We start from the raw sequence: 17,951 nt of genomic DNA, 5'->3' as shown, positions 1-17,951 counted from the left end.
CCCCCGCCGCAACAGCCTTGGAAGCACCGGCCTCCAGCGACGTGCCGGGGTGGCGAAGCGAGCTGATTGGTCGGCTACAGCGCGCGAAACGCTATCCGGATGCGGCGCGTGCGCACGACGACCAAGGCATCGCGACCGTGACGTTCACCATCGATCGGGGCGGACATGTCCTCTCCGTGAACCTCGTCCGCGGTTCTGGTTCGCAATCGCTTGACGAGGAGGCGGTGGCGCTGGTTCACCGGGCCGATCCGCTGCCCGCGGTGCCGGCCGAACTCGCCGGCAACACGCTCACGTTGACCCTTCCGGTGACGTTCTCCTTACGCTGATACCTGCAAGATTGGACATCGGCGATGATGTGGCCTCGAACAATCATGATCTGGCCTTCTCGATGGCCAGGCGGTCGATCTTCTGGCCAGTCGATATCGCGCGCCGGGTTGGTGGGCGACTGAGCACGCGAAGGAGGCGGCGGCGCGCCAGATATGACTGTTATACCGACGGCCGTTGGTCTGCTCTTGCAGGGCAACATCAAGGACCGCCGGTATGACGCTTGTTGGTTATGAAACAGCTTTCGGTCCGGGTAACGCTTGTTGGTTATGAAACGGCTTTCACGCTGTTTCAGGCTGCGTGGCCTTGCCCGCCAGCGGCAGCAGCAGCGTCACGCATGTGCCAGTTCCCGGCGTGCTGACAAGGCGGAGAAGGCCTTGTGATTGGCTGGCGAATGCTCGGACCTGCGACAAGCCCAGGCCACTGCCTTTGCCGGCCTGCTTCGTGGTGAAGAAGGGCTCCAAGGCCCGCTCCAGGACGTCCTTGCTCATGCCAACGCCGGTGTCCTCGACCGATAGGTTGACAAACTGGCCAGGACTGGCGTCCGGATTGCCGGTCAGCGCCTCGCGTCCAACCGTCTCGAGGCTGGTGGTGATCAACAAGGCGCCGCCGGCCGGCATGGCGTCGCGTGCGTTGATCACCAGATTCAGGATGGCGGATTGGAAGTACGCCGGATCGACGCGGCAATCGGATATCAGCGTCTTTGGAACAATCTCGAGCTGTATCGGTGGCGGCGCCGCTCGACGCAGCAGCGGTTCGAAGTCCTGCAACAGCGCGTTGACATCCACATTCTCCAGCGGCAGCGACTCGCGCCGAGCGAACGTGAACAGGCTGTTGGTCAGGTCAACGTCATGCGTCGCCGCGTGCTTTGTCTCGACGGCGTAGCCGACGATGCTCGCGTTGCCGCTGCTCAATCGGCGGATCACGCTCGGCGTAAGGTTGCTGACAATGACCTGGATGAGGTTGTTGAAGTCATGCGCGATGCCCCCAAGCAGGTGTCCGAGTGCCTCCATCTTCTGTGCCTGGTACAGCGTCGCTTCAACCGACCGTCGTTCGGCGATCTCGTTGAACAATCGTTCGTTCGCCTCGCCCAGCTTGCGCTGCTCCCGATACAGCGCCAGCCGAAGCTGCACCCGTTGGCCGAAAGCACGATGCCCGTTGAGACTGATCAACGACAGCGAGACTGCGAAGATGACGAGCATCAGGGCCGACATCAGTCCCAGTCCGCCCTTGGCGGCGAACCGCGCGGCTAACGGCAAGCTGGCCGGCAGGATGAAGCCCAACACCGTCGGCAGGTGTGCGGAGTTGACGGTAATCGAGCCGGCGCACATCCCACCGACAACAAAAGCCAGAAAAAGCTGATAGGATTGCGAAGCCGGAAACAGCACGGCTGCACCGCCGCCCCAAAGCAGGCCAGTCGAGGCCGAACCCAGGATACTGATCACCGCCCAGCGGCTGGTCTTGTTGATCTCTCCCCGCACAAGGCGAAGGAAACGCCTGCCGCCGACCCAGCGGGGAATGGACACCGCCGCGATCGCGGCCGACCAGATTGCCGGAAGCAGAAAGTCACCCTGCAGCGACAGCACGATTGCCGTCAGGATCGAGTTGATGATTGAAACGCCCAGGGTCATGGGTGCGCTGCGAAACACGCATCGTAGCCGTTCGATTTCGATCAACGCCGCATCCGCATCCAATGGCATTTGAGCCCCCAGGCCGAAAAATGGTTGCAGGCGGACATTGTAGGCCGTTGCAAGCATGCGGGAACAGCAAGTTGCAGAGATGGCAACTAAGGCTTGTGGACAAATCACGGCTGCGAAGCAAGCACGGCTGCTGCATCTCGTTGTGGCGTCCGCCACGCCTCATCCGCGTCGTGGCGGACGCCACGCCTCATCCGCGTCGTGGCGGACGCCCGCCATGATGTCGAGAGCATGACGTGTCGAGATGAACGGCAGGTTTACCGGTAAGCGAATCCTTCAATCATTGGTGTGACAAGCACGCGGTAAATAAAAACACGGTTTTGTGTCGGTATCAGGACCCGTCGTCAATTGAGCCAAATGACGGTGGCGGCCTGGTAGACGGCGGCCAGGAAATTCCTCGCGGTTTTTCATGTTGTGTTGCCAGCGTTCCGGCACAGGTTGAACGCTGCCGCGGTTGCACGATAGGCTGTCGCGAAATCCGCGGGAGCGAGCATCATGGAATTCGGCATCGGCATTCCGACATCGCACGATAGTTGGAAGGTGGCGCAGCGGGCGGAGGAACTCGGCTTCACGCATGCCTGGTTCTACGACACGCAGATGCTGGTGGCCGATCCGTTCGTGGCGATGGGAGCGGCAGCGCTGAAGACCGCGCGCATCCGCCTGGGCACCGGCGTGCTGGTGCCGACGAACCGGGTTCCGGCGGTGACGGCGGCCGCCTTCGCCACGCTGAACGCAATGGCGCCGGGGCGGATCGATTTTGGCGTCGGGACGGGATTTTCGGCCAGGCGAGCGATGGGACTGGGCGCCATGAAGCTCGCCGACATGGAAGAATACATCCGCGTCGTCTACGCCCTGCTGCACGGTGAAACGACCAAAGCCGAGGTCGATCCCGGGGTGCGGAAGAAAATAAGGTTTCTCAATCCTGAACTGGGGCTGATCAACATCAAGGACCCCGTCCGCCTGCATATCTCGGCACTGGGGCCGAAAGGGCGGCAGATGACGGCACGCCACGGCGCGGCATGGAAAACAGTGATGTCCGGCGTCGATGACGGACTGGCGGCGCTGAACGGGATGCGGAAAACCTGGACCGAGGGCGGCAGGGCAGCCGGCGACCTGTATTCCTCCGCCTGGATCTGGGGCTGCCTGCTGCGCGACAACGAGACGCTCGACAGCCCGCGGGTGCGCGCGCAGGCGGGTCCGCGCGCGGCGGTGCTGCTGCATCGCGCCGCCGATGTGGACATGGAAGGCTGGATCAACACATCCCCGGTGCCGGACAGCGTCAAGGATGTGTTGCAGGGTTATGTGGAGGCGGCGCGCAAGTTCGAGCCGGCGGATGCACGCTACCTGCTGAACCATACCGGCCATTGCGTCGCGGTGAAGCCGGAGGAGGCGCGGTTCATCACCGCCGAACTGATCCGCCAGACGACATTCACCGGGGCGGAGCAGGACATCAAGCAGCGGATCGCGGCGATGCGTGATGGCGGGCTTTCGCAACTCGTCATTCCGATTGTCCCAGGGCATGAATCGGCGATCGAGGATTGGGGCCGGATCACCAAGGCGTTTCGCTGACCGAGGACGAACCCACCGATCACGGCGAGCGTAAGATCGGCGCCGCCGCCTCGCCATGCCGCAGCAAGTCCGCATCCAGGCGTTGCGACGCGCGCGGCAAGGCGTCGATACCAACCCCTGTCGGCATGACGAACAATGTCAGGCCGGCGGCTGCATGCCCTCGGTGACCACCGTGCGTAGCCTCGCGTGCATGTGCGGATTGCCGGCGACGATGTTCGCGGTCTCACGCGGGTCGCCTTCACCCACATCCGTGGCGTAGCCGCCGGCTTCGCGCACCAGCAGCATGCCGGCGGCGATATCCCAGGGCTTGACGCCGAGTTCCCAGTAGCCATCAAAGCGGCCATGCGCCACCCAGGCGAGGTCCAGCGCGGCGGCGCCGAAGCGTCGGATGCCGGCCACCTGCGGCATCAGCGTCGCCAAGGTGCGGCTGAACGCCTGCCGCCGCGGGACCGAAACGGCGCCAAACGGAATGCCGGTGGCGAACACGCACTCGCTGAATTCGCGGCGCGCGGAGACACGCAAGCGGCGTTCATTGACAAACGCGCCGGTGCCCTTCTCCGCCCAGAACATCTCGTCCGCCGCCGGCGCATAGATCAGGCCGGCGTGGACCTCGGAGGCGCCATCCGGCAGGCGGCGTTCCAGGCCGATGCTGATCGCCCAATGCGGCATGCCGTGCAGGAAATTCGTTGTCCCGTCCAGCGGATCGACCACCCAGCGCCAGGCCCAGTTGGCGGAGCCGGACGGCCCGGATTCCTCCATCAGAAAGGCATAGCCGGGGCGCGCCTTGTTCAGTTCCTCCTTCAGCGTCTGTTCGGCGCGCAGGTCAGCCTGGGAGACGAAGTCGGACGGCCCCTTGATGCTGACCTGCAACTGCTCGACCTCGGCGAAGTCGCGCAACAGGCGTTTCGCCGTCTTCTGGGCGGCATTGGCCATGACGGTCAGATGCGGGGAGAGACGAAATGCCATCAGCCCTTCGCGCGCTCCACATAGCTGGCGTCCTCGGTGCGGACAACGATGCGTTCGCCTGCCTCGATGAACGGCGGTACCGCCGTCTTCACGCCGTTCGACAGGCGGGCCGGCTTGTAGGAGGACGACGCGGTCTGGCCTTTCACCACCGGATCGGCCTCGACGACTTCCAGCACCACCGTGCCGGGCAGGTGGATCGCCACCGGCTCGTCTTCGACCAGATCGACGGTCAATTGCATCTGGTCCTGCAGGAACGGCGCGGCGTCGCCCATCAGGTCGGCGGGAATATGGGTTTCCTCGTAGGTCTCCGGGTCCATCAGCACCAGGTTGGTGCCGTCGGTGTAGGAGTAGGTGTACTCCTTTTCCTCGGTGGTCAGCCGTTCCACCGTATCGGCGGTGCGCCAGCGCTCGTTGGTCTTGTTGCCAGACTTCAGGTCGCGCATCTCGACCTGAATGAACGCGCCGCCTTTGCCGGGTGTGATGATCTGCTGCTTCAGCACCGTCCAGCGCCGGCCTTCATGCTCGATCACCTGGCCGGCGCGAATCAGGTTCGCCTGCTGCTTCATGGATGGATCCGTCCGAGAGATAGGGAGAGGTGCGGGCTTCTAGACCTTGGAGGTTTCGGGAGCAAGGTTGCGGCAGGGTTGCCGATAGCCAGCGCATCCCGTGGACCGGCGGCGACAAGCGGATAACAAGGGCGCGGCATGGACCAATTGGATTGGAATAGCTGCCGGCAGGTCCTAGTGGTCCGATCCTGACGCTTGGTTTCCAAGCGTTAGGTGAATCGGCCCACCAAATCAAAGCCTAGTGGATAAATTCAACGGACCTATCGGTTGGATTTTATCCATTAGCTGTCGGCGTTCGCCGGCCACAGCCAGGCGGCGCCGCGGACACCGGATGAATCCCCATGCTTGTTGCGCAAGATCGGCGTGGCGATCACATCGCTGAACGCATGCAGTGATATGAGCCGCGGCAGCTCGGTGTAGAGGTGGTCCATGTTCGACAGGCCGCCGCCGAACACGATCGCGTCCGGGTCAAGGATGTTCACCACCATGGCCAGGCCACGGGCGAGCCGGTCGGCATGGCGGGCCAGGGCGTCGATCGCCCGCTGCTCCCCGCTGGCCGCCCGGGCCGGCAGCGTGCTGGCGTCCTTCGCGCTGTGTCCGTCACTGTCTCGCGCCAGCGCGGGGCCGGAGACATAGGTTTCCAGACAGCCGTTCTTGCCGCACCAGCATGGGTTTCCAGGCATTTCCCAGCCGGTGATCCATGGCAACGGCGTGTGGCCCCACTCGCCGGCGACCCGATGCGAACCGCGATGAACTTTCCCGTCGATCACGATGCCCGCGCCGCAGCCGGTGCCAAGGATCACGGCGAAGACGCAACTGAAACCGACACCGGCGCCATCGGTCGCCTCGCTGAGGGCAAAGCAGTTGGCGTCGTTCTCGACCCGCACCTCCCGCATCAGGATCTGGCTTAGATCGCTATCCAGCCGATGGCCGTTCAGGCCGACCGAGTTGGCGTTCTTCACCAGACCGGTCGCCGGGCTGATAACCCCGGGGATGCCGACGCCCACGGTCGCACTGATTTCCAGGCAGGCTTCAACGTCATGCACCAAGGCCGAGATGGTGTTCAGGACATCCTGATAGCCGGGCGGAGTGGCAACCCGATGACGAAGCACCTCGGTCCCGTCCGGTCCCAGGACGGCAATCTCGATCTTGCTGCCACCAAGATCGATACCAATTCGATAACGGCTCATAACTACCGAGCATGCCATTGCCGCCGCGATCGCTCAAGCGGATTGAGAGCTTGAGGACAATGAAGTCCGGCTTCGGCGACAGGTGCGCAAGCTGAGGTCGCGCAGGGTTGAACCATCCGTTGCCGCCTCGCTATCGCTATACTTCAGGTCCTGCTTGTGGCGGCAGGCCGGATCGGCCGCGCGTGCAACAGGCGTTCAAACAATCTCAGGCATGGGAGAATTTCCTCGATGGCTCCGAATGCGCAGCGCGTTCCTGGCCGGCGCTGGACGATCGGCGTACTGCTCGGCGTCGGCGTGCTGATCAACTACTTCGACCGGATCAACCTTTCGGTCGCGGCGCCGCAGTTGCAGCAGGAGTTCAGGTTGTCGCCGGAGCAGCTCGGCCTGTTGTTCAGCGCGTTCTTCTGGTCCTATTCGCTTCTGCAGGTCCCGGGCGGCATTGTGCTCGACCGGTTCGGCGTCACCCGAGTTGGGCGCTGGGGCGCCTTTCTGTGGTCCATGGCATCCGCCGTCACCGCGGTTGCCGGGGGTTTCGCGGGCATTTTCGCCGCGCGCATCGTGCTGGGCATCGCCGAGGCGCCCGCCTTCCCCGCCAGCCAGAAGGCCACCGGCTACTGGTTTCCCCGCAACGAACGCGCCCGTTCGACCGCCATCTTCGACAGCGCCGCCAAGTTCTCCAACGTCATCGGTGTGCCGCTCGTCGCTTTCGCCATTGTTGAACTCGGCTGGCGCTGGGGTTTTGGCATCACGGCGTTCCTCAGCCTGGCGTATTTCGTGGCCTACTGGGCGATTTATCGCGATCCCAGCGAAGACCGGCGGCTGACGCACGCCGAACACATCTACATCGTCGATGGCGGCGCCACGCCCGAGGGCGTCGCGGCCGGCGGAAACAGCGCCATGCTGGGATACCTGTTACGAAATCGGAAGGTATGGGGCCTGACGATCGGCTTCTCCGCCTACGGCTATTCGTTCTATCTGTTCCTGACATGGCTGCCCGGCTACCTGGAGCAGACATTGCACATGAGCATTCTGAAGTCGGCCGGCTACGCCACCATTCCATGGATCTTCGCCAGCCTTGCCGATCTGCTGATCGGCGGCTTCCTGGTCGACCACCTGATCGCGCGGGGCCGCGATGAAACCAGGGTGCGCAAGACGGTGCTCGTTGCCGGCATGTTGCTGGGCCTGACGGTGTTCGGTGCTGTCGCCACCACCAATCCAGTGTGGGCTATCACCTGGATCACCATCGCGCTGACCGGCCTGTCGGCGGCGGCGCCAGTCGGTTCGTCCATCGTCTCGCTGATCGCGCCTCGGGGCGGCACCGGCACGATCGGCGGCATCGTCAACTTCACCAACAACCTGATGGGCGCCGCGGCGCCGATCGTGACCGGCTTCATCGTCGGCCTGACCCACTCCTTCGCCGGCGCATTCCTGGTCGCCGGCGTCGTGCTGGTGATCGGCATCGTCTCCTATGTCGTGGTCCTCGGCCGCATTGAGCCTATTCCGGAGCCCGCCGTGACGCTTGACCGTAGCGGGACAAGCGCGGTTGCCTGATCTTGTCGTCCGTCAGGCATAGGTTGCCGTTCGCGCCGAAGTTCTCCTGCCGGGCCGCAAGCATCTGGGGTGGGCCGGCTCGCGAACGAACCGACCCGCTCCCCTACCGTCTCTTGATGATGATCTTGACTTTTACGGTATTATGTATCAACCGCCACCACAGGATAGCGGCGCTAGGGGCCTGATTCCACTACTATATATAGCATGGAAAACAAACACATAGCTGCCGTCCTGGTTCAGAAACGCGCATCGTTGACGGGCCAGATCCTTGATATGGAGGAGCGGCTTCGTCAAGCGCGGCAGGATTTGGTCCACATTGACGCATCAATCCGGCTCTTCGACCCTGACCTCGATTTTCGAAAGATCAGCCAAAAGCGTCCGTCAACACGAGGCACGTTGTTCGTGCATGGGGAGGTCGCGCGTTATTGTCGGAACGCGCTTCGCGGGGCGTCTGAGCCGATCGCGGCGGAATCCATCGCAATTCAGGCAATGCAGGAAAAGGGGCTTGACCTCGTTGACTCCAAACTACGGGTAAGGATAACCAAAAGCGTGCTGTGGTCGCTGCGAGAGTTGCGGCGGAGTAGATCAGTGGAGAAGATCGGCGAAGGATTAGGCTCTCGTTGGACGTTGCCATTACCAAGCGCTACGTCTTCCGATTGAGTGGCGGCGGATGCAAGCCGCGACGTGAGACGGTGGTCAAGCATGGTATGGGATGGGAGCGGTGGGGGTTGCCGCTTACACCTGCGGTGCCATAAACTCGATCAAATGCGTCTGAGAGCGCAAGTGAGATCATTAAGCCAATGGCTCTAACCACCGTCGATCTTTTTAGGTCTGGCAATCGCACGAGCCCATGCCTGGACAAGCCTCGAATTACGCCACATTCTCATCCAGACATAGAGACATATATCGAGATTTGGGGGGACATGTATGTCAAAGCGCAAGCGGGAGGAATGTCCACGTCCGAAGCAATTGACCCGGCATGGACAGGAAAAATCTGGAAACTCCCTTCCGGATCAAGTTATAGTGACTCACTTGTATTGATTGATGATGGACAGGGTCACTGGTCATGGGAGCCATCTGTAAACATGAAATTGTCCGAATATCGGCGTCTCCTTTCGGATATGCACCCCCAGTTCTCTAGAGTTTAGACGTCTCGGGAGCGGCCAGATGCTCATACTTTCAGCAGGCGCAGTACGCGTAGTGAGTGCGGCGGTGGACCGTTTGTCTGATCAGCAACAGCGAGCTGACTGGCTTACGTGGCTATCTTCATATCCGAATATGAGAGCAAAAAAGAGCACATACAGCGACAACGGTCCGAATATACCAGCCCATATAGTTGCTATATCACTGTTGGCTTTGGAACTAGCATATTCCGAAATTACCAAAGAACGAGAATCCGCGGACGAGGACGACCAATTTTATTTTGACAATGACCTCACCTTTATATCATCTATTAAAAAAAGTCTCTTAGCCGAAGTTTCCTAGGCCGCCTTTTGCGCCCGCTGCCAATACCCGCACCAATCCACCGAAGTCGGCGCCGCCATGGCTAATCCCGCTACCATCCTGACCTGGGTGCCGTTGGCAACCCGACGGTGGTCCTCCCGCCAAGCACTCTCTTGCGCATAACGGATCAGGTATTGGCCGGCGATGTGGTGGTGATGCCCGATCTCGGCTCGGCGCATCCGGGAGAAGAACTCTTCCGCACCGTTCGTGTAGACGCCAGACCGATCGCTGTAGAGCGAGCCGTGGTCGATCCGGGACACCTCATACCGGGTGTGCAGATCGTTCCACGACGTGGCTTCGTCCGCCATCAGATTCGTCTCCGGCGCCACCCGATTAACAATGAAGCTCAGCGCCGCAGTCTCTGACTTGAACACGGAGGGAAGCGTCCGGCCGCCACGCTCCCGCATCACCACGACCACCTGACGCTTGCCGTTCTGATTCTTGGCAAGTCTCCGGTCGCGGCGGTTCTCCTTGTGGTTGGCCGGCTTCACATACCCACCAAAGTAGCCGCAATCCACTTCCACCGTCTCGCCAGCGCCGCCCAGGCGCATACCCTTCAACTCGGATGCCATCGCCTCGCGCAGTTTGTGCCCGAGCACAAAGGCCGTCTTGTATTGGCAATCCAGATCACGAGACATCGCCAGTGCCGACTTGCCTTTGCACTCATTCGTGAAAATGACAATTGCCGCGAGGTAATCCCGCAGGCCCTTCTTGTGGAAGGCAAAGAGGGTGCCGCTGGTGATGCTGAAATCCTTGCGGCACGCTTTGCAGCGGAAGCGCAGCGCGCCGTCCGGGCGACGGCACTCATAGACGGTCGGGCATTCGCAGTGCGGGCAGACGGCTTTGCCATCAGGCCAGCGGACGGAGCGAAACGTTGTCTCGGCTTGCGCGTCGGTCATGCGCATAACTTCCGCCAGTGAGAGGGTCCGGGCTTTGGCGCTAAGGAGAAAGTGTTGGGACATCTGTCATATCCGTCGTTAATTCGACGAATATGTAGATTATGCGATGCCCATTTGCAATAGGGAAATCGACACATATGTAGTATTATATGCAGAAATGGAGGATAGCCGATATGGCAGCCGTAAGTGAGAAATGGGCAGACCACGCCAAACGGCATTTGAAAGCAGAATTAAAGCGCGCCGACGTGAACTATGCCGAACTGGCCCGACGCTTGACGGACATGGGTATTCCGGAAACGGATACGTCCGTTGCCGCAAAGGTCAATCGGGGGGCTTTCCCAGCGTGGTTCTTATTCGCCGTTATGCGCGCCATTGGCGCACATACCTTACGTGTGGAGGACTGGTCCTAGGGCTTTGTTGCAGTGAGCAAGCGCTAGGCCAACATCAGAGCGGCGATGATGCCAACCGCAATACAAAGAACACCACAAGCGTACCAGATCTCCCCTTGCCGCCTGTCGTGGAACCGACGTATTCCGGACTCATTGATCAGAGTGCTTGCCAGCCATCCCAGGCCAGCCATCAAGCCGATCTTTGCATAGCTTGGCGCGCTGCTGTAGCGACCGAGGAACAGGCTTTCTGGTCTAGAGTCGCGTGCTTGGCCGCCGTCTTCGGAATAATCTTTGTAGTTCGCACGCTGCACTACACTAGAGTTGCCGCCGAAGCGGCCCAAGTTAGCGCCGGGGCGGCGGAGCGAGCCATTGAGGAGAGCTCTAAGACGCTTGCCCATGCACGAGATGTAGCCGCCCGCGACCTGCGGCCGTGGATTACGATTGAGGCTGTTCTGGACGGCCCTATCGAATTGAACCCATGGATAATAGCGACATTCCCACCGGACGAAAACAACTTGGCGTTCTTCATCCGATTGCACGCTAGGAATGTTGGTAAATCTGCCGCCCAAAATGTAATCTACTGGATTGCCGCAGCCGACTTTTCTGAACTCGGTGACGCGGACAAGTGGTTTGAAGACGCCGTCAACGACGCAGTTGCCGCTTCGCGAGGCAAAGGCGGCGCGAGCAACGATTCTCTCGCGCCGTCCGAAGCACATAAAAACAGACGATGGTGCACCGCAAAGGCAGCCGCTCCGGACAAACGGCCGCATTGGAAAAGTTATGAGCTTTGCGTCTGCGTCGTCGCAGCCTACATGGGCGAGGCTGATACAACGCCATTCTATACAGCTAAAGTCTTTCCGATCGGGTTCCCGGACGTTCCGGTGTTCCAGAAGTTCATCAGTCCCGCCAAGCTGCCTATAGGTACGGGTGATGTTGGCTTCGGCCCGGTCCGGAAAGCCAAGTCCAGCTAACCAAGTGGCAACAAGCACCGTTCTGAAACACCGCCGCCAGCCCACGGCGGTCACCGCCGGCCTACATGACGCCCTCCGTCATGTGGCGGATCGCCATCGTTTGTTAGGCTCTGTCGATCAAGCGCATCCATCAGCCTACGACGGGATTGCCGATTTGCCCGATCCGCACGGATAATAGACACTCCAGCGGCAACTACGGCGATTACAAAGATGACAAACAGCGTTGGGAGCAGCCCATTTTGGTTTGGGTTTTCCCTTAACTTCTGGGATTGGGCTGGATCAAAACTTCTCGTTGTAGCTGTGTTCGCTGGCATATTCGCAGCACTAGCAAGCGGCCTGTCGTCTGGTATTAGCTCTGCCGTGACGGCCAAAATCCAGGACACGGCGGGGATCCGCATAACAGCCGCAGAATCGGAATTGCAGAAATCGCGGGAGCGGATCGCCACGCTGACATTACAATCCGACCAACTGAAGAACGACAATCTAAAGCTGGCGCTCCGGTTGGCAGAGCTTACACAGCCACGTGACATAGATGTCGATGCCGTGGTGAAGGCGGCTAAATCTTTTCCTGGCGCAACGTTTGATATGAACGTGTTGGTAAACGACCCAGAGACAGAAAGGTTTGCCACACTTATTGAAGAGGCGCTTTTGAAAGCAGGCTGGAAAGAGCTAAGCTGGAAAACTGGAACGGTTAAAATATCACGGCCTGGAAAACCGAATTGGGGATTAAATAACTCTTCAGGGGCTGCAATTCTTGTTGATACAAAAGAAGCCGAATCAGTGGCTCTGGCGGTGCTTCCTGCTCTCAAATTAACAACCAAGAAATTTGAAATAAATTCAACCCATGGAGCGCCGCCTGAATTTGGCAGCCCAGGCGCGCTACATTTCGTGATTGGAAAAAAACCGATCAGCTCACCCTGAGATGCAGGTTTGGGCTGGTGGCGGCTGCTACCTAATACCGGACTTTTATGATCACGATCACCAACATTAGCAGTCAGGATATTGTGTCATCCTATACCTCCAGATGTTAAGCCGGCGGGTCATAACCGCCGGCTTTTTCATTTTGGCGGTCATGTACGAAGGAATGGTTGATAGCGCGGGAGTGTTCAACCCGGACCCGTCCTGGGCGGATTTGGCCGGCCGTTTGTCACTTGGCACTTACCTGATCCGCGCCTCTCCCGACCCATGCTCGCGCGCCTGCTGCCGTTCGCGCACCTGGGCGTCGCTCAGTCGTGCGTCATAGATCGATCGCGGCTCGATGGTGCGGGCCAGCAGTGTCGCGGTCGCCACGGCAAGCAGCAGCGGCACGATGGCGGCGCGGGCATAGCCGGTCAGTTCCATCATCAGCACGACGGTCGAGATCGGACCCTGGGTGGTCGCCGCCAGCATCGCCGCGGCGCCGACCAGGGCGAACAGTCCCGGCGGCACGCCAGGCCAGAGCCAGGACCAGGGCAATCCGAGCACCCCACCTAGCAGCGCGCCCAACGCCAGCGACGGCGTGAACAGGCCGCCGGGCGCGCCACTGCCCAGGCAGAGCACGGTCGCCGCCGGGCGCAGCAGCACCAGCGCCATCAGCAGCAGCGGGCTGAGCTGCCCGGCGAATGCCTGCGCCGCCACGTCGCGTCCATTGCCGAGCAGTTGCGGGAAAGCAATGGAGACGGCGCCGAGGACCGCAAGCGCGATGACCGGAGCCAGCAGCCGCCGCCACCCTCGCGGCTTGTGACGATCGGCCCAGGCCACCGACCGGACGTAGACGACCGAGACCAGGCCGACGACCGGCCCGGCCAGCAGCGCCCAGACGCTGCTGGCGAGCGAACCTTCGAAAACTGGAATGTGGTAGGTCGGCGCGTCGGGCAGAAACCACCAGGATACCTCGGTCGCGACCACCGAAGTGACCAGGGCTGGCAGCACGAAGCGCAGCGCGAGGACGCCGCGCAGCACCTCCAGCGCGAACAGCGCGCCACCGAGCGGTACGCCATAGGCCGCCGCCATTCCGGCACCGGCGCCACAGGCGACCAGCAACCGACGCTCCTCGTCAGACAGTCGCACCCGGTCGGACAGCATGTCGGCAATCACCGCGCCCGCCTGCTTGGGTGCGCCTTCACGCCCAAGCGCCGCGCCCATGCCGACGATCAGCACCGACAGCGTGGCGCTGCCCAGCGTGCGCAGCTTCGGCAGGCGGCCGGCCTGGAACCAGATCGCGGCGGTGATGTCGATGCCGTTGCCGCTCGACAGCCGCGTGAGCAGGAGCTGTCCCGCGCCGGTCAGCACTCCCGCACCGGTCAGCACGACCAGATGCTTCCACGGCGGCGCCCGTGATGCCCCCTGCAGCAGATCAAGACCATTGCCGCCCCAGATCCTGTGCTGCGTCACTTCAAGCAGCCCGGTCAGCGCCGCGGCGCCGAGACCGGTGCCGATGCCGGTCAGAATGACCGCGAGCCAGAACCCGGCGGCGCTGCGCCGAGCCAGGATGGGCGGGATCACGGGTCGGACGTTGTTCGGATGAGTTGGTCTCCGGTGCCCGATGCCGGATCGGACGGACTATTCTGGCGCATGTTGGAAGCCTCCGGTGCCATGCTAGCGGAGCGGCTGCTATACAAGCCGGATGCCCAAGCGCGAATACGACGTGATCATCCTGGGCGCCGGGGCGGCGGGCCTGATGTGCGCGATTTCCGCCGGCCAGCGTGGACGGCGGGTGCTGCTGCTGGATCATGCGGCGGAGGCGGGCGCGAAAATCCTGATCTCCGGCGGTGGGCGGTGCAACTTCACCAATACCGGCACCGTGCCGGAACGCTTCCTGTCGGACAATCCGCACTTCTGCCGCTCCGCTCTCAGCCGCTACCAGCCGGCCGACTTCGTCGCGATGGTGCGGCGGCATGGCATCGGCTTCCATGAAAAGACCCTCGGCCAGTTATTCTGCGACGGGTCGGCGCGGCAGATCGTCGCCATGCTGCTGGCGGAATGCGCCGCGGCCGGCGTGGAGCTGCGGCTGGGGCATCGCGTGACGGACCTGGCCCGATCCGAGGTCTTTCGGGTCGAGACGGACCAAGGCGCGTTCGCCGCCGGCAGCCTTGTGCTGGCAACCGGCGGGCTGTCGATCCCGAAGCTGGGCGCCACCGGTTTCGCGCATGACGCCGCCCGGCGCTTCGGCCTGCGGCTGACCGACATCCGGCCCGGTCTGGTGCCGCTGACATTCGCCGACGACCTGCTGGCGCTGATGCGGCCGCTCAGTGGCGTGTCGCTGAACAGCGAGGTGACGATAGGCCGGCAGACGTTCCGGGAGGCCATGCTGTTCACCCATCGCGGCCTGTCCGGGCCGGCGATCTTGCAGATCTCGTCGTATTGGCGGCAGGGGCCGATTGCCATGAAGCTGCTGCCCGGGATCGATGCGGCGGCATTCCTGCTGGACCGCAAGCGGACCCGGCCAAAAGCGGCGCTGGGCAGCGTGCTGGCCGAGGTGCTGCCGGCGCGGCTGGCTGCGGCTTTCGCCGTGGAAAGCGACGCCGTCCGGCTGGCGGATGTGCCGGATCGGGTGCTGGCGGCCTTGGCCGCGCGGCTGTCCGCCTGGGTCGTGCGGCCAAGCGGGACGGAGGGATACGCGAAGGCGGAGGTAACCCGCGGCGGCGTGGATACGCGCGATCTTTCGTCCCGGACGCTGGCGGCGGCCGGCGTTCCGGGACTGTTCGTGATCGGCGAGGCGGTCGACGTGACCGGCTGGCTCGGCGGCTATAACTTCCAGTGGGCGTGGGCGAGCGGGTGGTGCGCGGGGGAAGCGGTTTGAACCATTAATGGCGTCGTGGCGACTGGGCGGCCGAAGGCGCGGGCATTGCCGCATCGCCTTCCGCCAGGACACGGGCCGTCTCCGTCAGGGCGCCGAACCAAATGAGTTGTTCCCGGCGCTGCGCCGGCGTCAGGTGGGCAAGATCGGCGGAGCATTCAGCCGCGACTTCCGCCATCGCGTTGGCCCAGACCAGCCGGTGCTGTCGCTCCGCCGCCGATTTGCCGGTCGAAGCCGCCGGCTGAGCCTGGGCCTGCTGGACCGCCGCGCGGGCGTCGGCAAGCGACGCAAGCAGTTCGGCCTCGGACGGGGCATCGTCGAGTTCCACCACCTGACTTTCGGCCGGATCGCTTTCGATCGGCGGCACCACGTGGGACCGCTGCTTTTCCAGCGCGGCCGTCGCCCGTTGCGATGTGTGGTTGAGCGCATTGGCGTTGCCGCGCAGCTTGAGCTTCATTTCCACGCTCAGGTCATGCGCCATCGACAGGCGCAGCGTGTCGAGTGAGGCGAGGGCGAAGCCGGCGATCTCGGCGACCGTCAGCAGTTGTTCCACACCGCGGGCCTTGTAGCTTCTGATCGCCTGGGCGGCGGCGAGGCGGGCGAGGCCCGGATCAGTCATGCCGCCGGTCATCAGCAGCGGGGTGAGCAGGCCGATGATGAACTCCATCAGCGGATCGGCTGGCTGGTCTTGTGTCGGGTGGATTTCTGTCATGGCATGAGGCCTTCAATAAGTGTCGAATGGTGGAATCACAGGATCAGGTCGCCGGGGCGGATGTGGCGGATCGGCGGATACTGGCGCAGGCCGCGGCGCAGGTTCTCCTGGCACTCGCGGCGGTAGGCCAGGCCGAGGCGGCGGGCCATGTAGGCCTCCTGCTGCGGCGTCGGGTGCTCGGGCATGATCATGCCGCCGCCGGGCAGGATGCCGTCGGTGTGCTCGATGTCGAGGCCCTCGTTCTCGACGGCGATGCGGTCGGCCTCGCGCAGTTCGTTGGCGAGGGCGATGGCGCGCGGGTTCCAGGCCACGGCGGGGGTTTCCGCGAGTGAGGCGCCTTCGGCATCACGGCAGCGGGTTTCCCAGGCCTCCATGTAGCTGGTGGGGTCCTGCCGGTTCCACTTGCGCGGGGCCGGGCGGCCGAGCGGAACCGTGAGCGGCTTGATCTGGCGGCGTTCGAGGCCGCGCAACAGGCTATCGAAGGCGCGCGCGGCGGAGGCGGCGGTGGCGATGTGGCGGGTGCTGTCGCCGCAGGGGTGATGATGATTCATGCCGAGGCGCCAGCAGGCGGCGGCGGCGTGATAGGCGCACAGGGCCTGGACGCCGATCATCACCTCGATCTCGTCACGCGGGTGCAGGGCGGCGAGCGCGAGCATGGCACTGTGGCGCCGCCGGTTGGCCCAGTCGGCTGATTCCGCACGGTCGATCGGCAGGGCGCGCATCAGGGTGCGGATGGCTTCGGCGACAAAGCTGGGGTTAATCGGGCCGTTTTCGTCGAAGATGGCGTGCGGGTCGTAGGGCGGCGTGGTTTCGGTGGTGACGTCGGACATGCGGCGCTTAAGTTCTTGGTTTGTTCTAAACGGTGGTGGAGATGGGGAGGCTGGCGGCTGGTGCAAGGGGTTGCGCAATGAAAACGATATGGCGAGAACCTGGTGCCGATCCGATCGTGGCCAGTGGCGCCATTGGCCCGGCTTCGTTCCAGGCGGCGGACCGAAAGCCCATGCCATGACGCAGCACGGGACCGAGGCGTTCTGTCGTCACCGGGCAGGGCGGTGAATGTCGATGATCAGCGGTGTTGATCCGCTTTATTCATCGACCTGACAGGCATGTCGCTTGAGAGGGTATCGACCAGGAGTTCCTTGAACCACGCTATCGAAGCCGAAGGTTTAGGCTGTCGGCCACTGTTGGGCCGCGTGCAGAACGCGCGGGATAGGCACGACGTGGATATTCTCGGCATAGGCCACCACGTTATTCCTTCGGACAACCATTTCCCGCGTGCCAGCGACGCGGCCCCACCTGTAGAGCTTGGGGTGTTCCTGCAGCTTGGAAACCTTGGCCTCGATCTCGTCTTTCAAACGCTGGGCGGCATCGGCGTTGTCGTCGGATATATAATCAGTAATCGACAGCAAATCGGCACGAGCCGTCTCGCGCCATTCAAGCACCAACGCGTGCACGGCGCTTCCTGTCGATCAGCGCTTGGGCTTCGTCCATGACTTGCGGATGCGGCGCAGACGAGCGCGTGTCTGCCAGCGCTTCCTGGACCTTGGCACGAAACCACGCGTCATAGGCTTCGGGATCGGCCGTCAACCCAGGAGGCAACGCGCCCTCGTTGGCGACGCGGGTTAACAACATGCGCACAGCATCCGAGACAGTCATACCGAAATGAGCGAGCTTTTCCGCCGCTTGCGCCTTGATTTGGTCATCGACACGCACGTGCAACATTGAGGTGTGAGCAGCCATATTCAATCCTCTTGGCTTAGCTCATACATGTATCTCAAATGAGATACAATCAAGGCGTGCCGCAAAGATCTCAAGTCGCGCGACAAGCTGGGTTTT

At 62.5% G+C, this 17,951-nt stretch carries 18 protein-coding genes; 7 read left to right on the top strand and 11 right to left on the bottom strand.

Annotated elements, in window-relative coordinates:
- Nucleotides 1-17: 17 nt before the first annotated feature.
- A complete protein-coding gene (locus ACQY4S_RS14030; protein ID WP_428485810.1) occupies nucleotides 18-326 on the top strand; it encodes an energy transducer TonB family protein in 309 nt (102 codons plus the stop codon).
- A gap of 279 nt (nucleotides 327-605) precedes the next feature.
- Here ACQY4S_RS14030 and ACQY4S_RS14025 read toward each other — a convergent pair whose 3' ends face one another.
- Complete coding sequence (locus ACQY4S_RS14025; protein WP_428485809.1) at nucleotides 606-2,081, bottom strand: ATP-binding protein; 1,476 nt, start codon at nucleotides 2,079-2,081, stop codon at nucleotides 606-608.
- A gap of 435 nt (nucleotides 2,082-2,516) precedes the next feature.
- Here ACQY4S_RS14025 and ACQY4S_RS14020 point away from each other — a divergent pair, with 435 nt between their 5' ends.
- A complete protein-coding gene (locus ACQY4S_RS14020) occupies nucleotides 2,517-3,590 on the top strand; it encodes an LLM class flavin-dependent oxidoreductase (RefSeq protein ID WP_428485808.1) in 1,074 nt (357 codons plus the stop codon).
- A 138-nt stretch (nucleotides 3,591-3,728) separates the two neighbouring features.
- Here ACQY4S_RS14020 and ACQY4S_RS14015 read toward each other — a convergent pair whose 3' ends face one another.
- The 3 genes from ACQY4S_RS14015 to ACQY4S_RS14005 all read right to left on the bottom strand — a co-directional run bounded on the left by ACQY4S_RS14015 (nucleotide 3,729) and on the right by ACQY4S_RS14005 (nucleotide 6,312).
- Nucleotides 3,729-4,556, bottom strand: coding sequence for an inositol monophosphatase family protein (locus tag ACQY4S_RS14015; protein ID WP_428485807.1), 828 nt, complete (start codon nucleotides 4,554-4,556; stop codon nucleotides 3,729-3,731).
- Nucleotides 4,556-5,122: an elongation factor P gene (gene efp / locus ACQY4S_RS14010; protein ID WP_428485806.1), complete on the bottom strand. Its 567-nt coding sequence runs from the start codon at nucleotides 5,120-5,122 to the stop codon at nucleotides 4,556-4,558. Before efp ends, ACQY4S_RS14015 begins: the two co-directional genes overlap by 1 nt.
- 281 nt (nucleotides 5,123-5,403) lie before the next feature.
- Entirely contained in the window at nucleotides 5,404-6,312 is a 909-nt protein-coding gene (locus ACQY4S_RS14005; protein ID WP_428485805.1) for an ROK family protein, read from the bottom strand.
- A 228-nt stretch (nucleotides 6,313-6,540) separates the two neighbouring features.
- Here ACQY4S_RS14005 and ACQY4S_RS14000 point away from each other — a divergent pair, with 228 nt between their 5' ends.
- A complete protein-coding gene (locus ACQY4S_RS14000) occupies nucleotides 6,541-7,863 on the top strand; it encodes an MFS transporter (RefSeq protein ID WP_428485804.1) in 1,323 nt (440 codons plus the stop codon).
- A gap of 1,481 nt (nucleotides 7,864-9,344) precedes the next feature.
- Here ACQY4S_RS14000 and ACQY4S_RS13995 read toward each other — a convergent pair.
- Nucleotides 9,345-10,328 carry an IS1595 family transposase gene (locus ACQY4S_RS13995; protein WP_428485803.1) on the bottom strand — a complete coding sequence of 328 codons (984 nt, stop codon included), beginning with the start codon at nucleotides 10,326-10,328 and terminating at the stop codon, nucleotides 9,345-9,347.
- Nucleotides 10,329-10,438: 110 nt separating this feature from the next.
- On the opposite strand from ACQY4S_RS13995, the gene ACQY4S_RS13990 reads away from it, so the two are divergent.
- Nucleotides 10,439-10,675: a DUF6471 domain-containing protein gene (locus ACQY4S_RS13990; RefSeq protein WP_428485802.1), complete on the top strand. Its 237-nt coding sequence runs from the start codon at nucleotides 10,439-10,441 to the stop codon at nucleotides 10,673-10,675.
- A 23-nt stretch (nucleotides 10,676-10,698) separates the two neighbouring features.
- Here ACQY4S_RS13990 and ACQY4S_RS13985 read toward each other — a convergent pair whose 3' ends face one another.
- Nucleotides 10,699-11,052: a hypothetical protein gene (locus ACQY4S_RS13985; protein ID WP_428485801.1), complete on the bottom strand. Its 354-nt coding sequence runs from the start codon at nucleotides 11,050-11,052 to the stop codon at nucleotides 10,699-10,701.
- A 117-nt stretch (nucleotides 11,053-11,169) separates the two neighbouring features.
- On the opposite strand from ACQY4S_RS13985, the gene ACQY4S_RS13980 reads away from it, so the two are divergent.
- Both ACQY4S_RS13980 and ACQY4S_RS13975 read left to right on the top strand, forming a co-directional pair.
- Nucleotides 11,170-11,625: a hypothetical protein gene (locus tag ACQY4S_RS13980; RefSeq protein WP_428485800.1), complete on the top strand. Its 456-nt coding sequence runs from the start codon at nucleotides 11,170-11,172 to the stop codon at nucleotides 11,623-11,625.
- 210 nt (nucleotides 11,626-11,835) lie between these two features.
- A complete protein-coding gene (locus tag ACQY4S_RS13975; RefSeq protein WP_428485799.1) occupies nucleotides 11,836-12,546 on the top strand; it encodes a hypothetical protein in 711 nt (236 codons plus the stop codon).
- Between the two features lie 237 nt (nucleotides 12,547-12,783).
- Here the strand turns inward: ACQY4S_RS13975 and ACQY4S_RS13970 are convergent, their stop codons facing one another.
- Nucleotides 12,784-14,109, bottom strand: coding sequence for a chloride channel protein (locus ACQY4S_RS13970; protein ID WP_428485798.1), 1,326 nt, complete (start codon nucleotides 14,107-14,109; stop codon nucleotides 12,784-12,786).
- A gap of 121 nt (nucleotides 14,110-14,230) precedes the next feature.
- Between ACQY4S_RS13970 and ACQY4S_RS13965 the strand changes: the two genes are divergently transcribed.
- Nucleotides 14,231-15,406, top strand: a complete 1,176-nt coding sequence (locus tag ACQY4S_RS13965; protein ID WP_428485797.1) for an NAD(P)/FAD-dependent oxidoreductase — start codon at nucleotides 14,231-14,233, stop codon at nucleotides 15,404-15,406.
- A gap of 4 nt (nucleotides 15,407-15,410) precedes the next feature.
- On the opposite strand, the gene ACQY4S_RS13960 is transcribed toward ACQY4S_RS13965, so the two are convergent.
- The 4 genes from ACQY4S_RS13960 to ACQY4S_RS13945 all read right to left on the bottom strand — a co-directional run bounded on the left by ACQY4S_RS13960 (nucleotide 15,411) and on the right by ACQY4S_RS13945 (nucleotide 17,855).
- On the bottom strand, nucleotides 15,411-16,115 hold the full coding sequence (locus tag ACQY4S_RS13960; protein ID WP_428485796.1) for a hypothetical protein: 705 nt from the start codon (nucleotides 16,113-16,115) through the stop codon (nucleotides 15,411-15,413).
- A 35-nt stretch (nucleotides 16,116-16,150) separates the two neighbouring features.
- Nucleotides 16,151-16,945, bottom strand: a complete 795-nt coding sequence (locus ACQY4S_RS13955) for a hypothetical protein (protein ID WP_428485795.1) — start codon at nucleotides 16,943-16,945, stop codon at nucleotides 16,151-16,153.
- Nucleotides 16,946-17,281: 336 nt separating this feature from the next.
- Nucleotides 17,282-17,569, bottom strand: a complete 288-nt coding sequence (locus ACQY4S_RS13950) for a type II toxin-antitoxin system RelE/ParE family toxin (protein WP_428485794.1) — start codon at nucleotides 17,567-17,569, stop codon at nucleotides 17,282-17,284.
- Nucleotides 17,550-17,855: a type II toxin-antitoxin system RelB/DinJ family antitoxin gene (locus ACQY4S_RS13945; RefSeq protein ID WP_428485793.1), complete on the bottom strand. Its 306-nt coding sequence runs from the start codon at nucleotides 17,853-17,855 to the stop codon at nucleotides 17,550-17,552. Before ACQY4S_RS13945 ends, ACQY4S_RS13950 begins: the two co-directional genes overlap by 20 nt.
- Between the last annotated feature and the right edge of the window lie 96 nt (nucleotides 17,856-17,951).

Source organism: Rhodopila sp. (assembly GCF_965276935.1).
In the GTDB taxonomy this organism is placed as follows: domain Bacteria; phylum Pseudomonadota; class Alphaproteobacteria; order Acetobacterales; family Acetobacteraceae; genus Rhodopila.
Note: the sequence above shows the minus strand (reverse complement) of the source record. Positions and strands in the feature narration are given on the sequence as shown.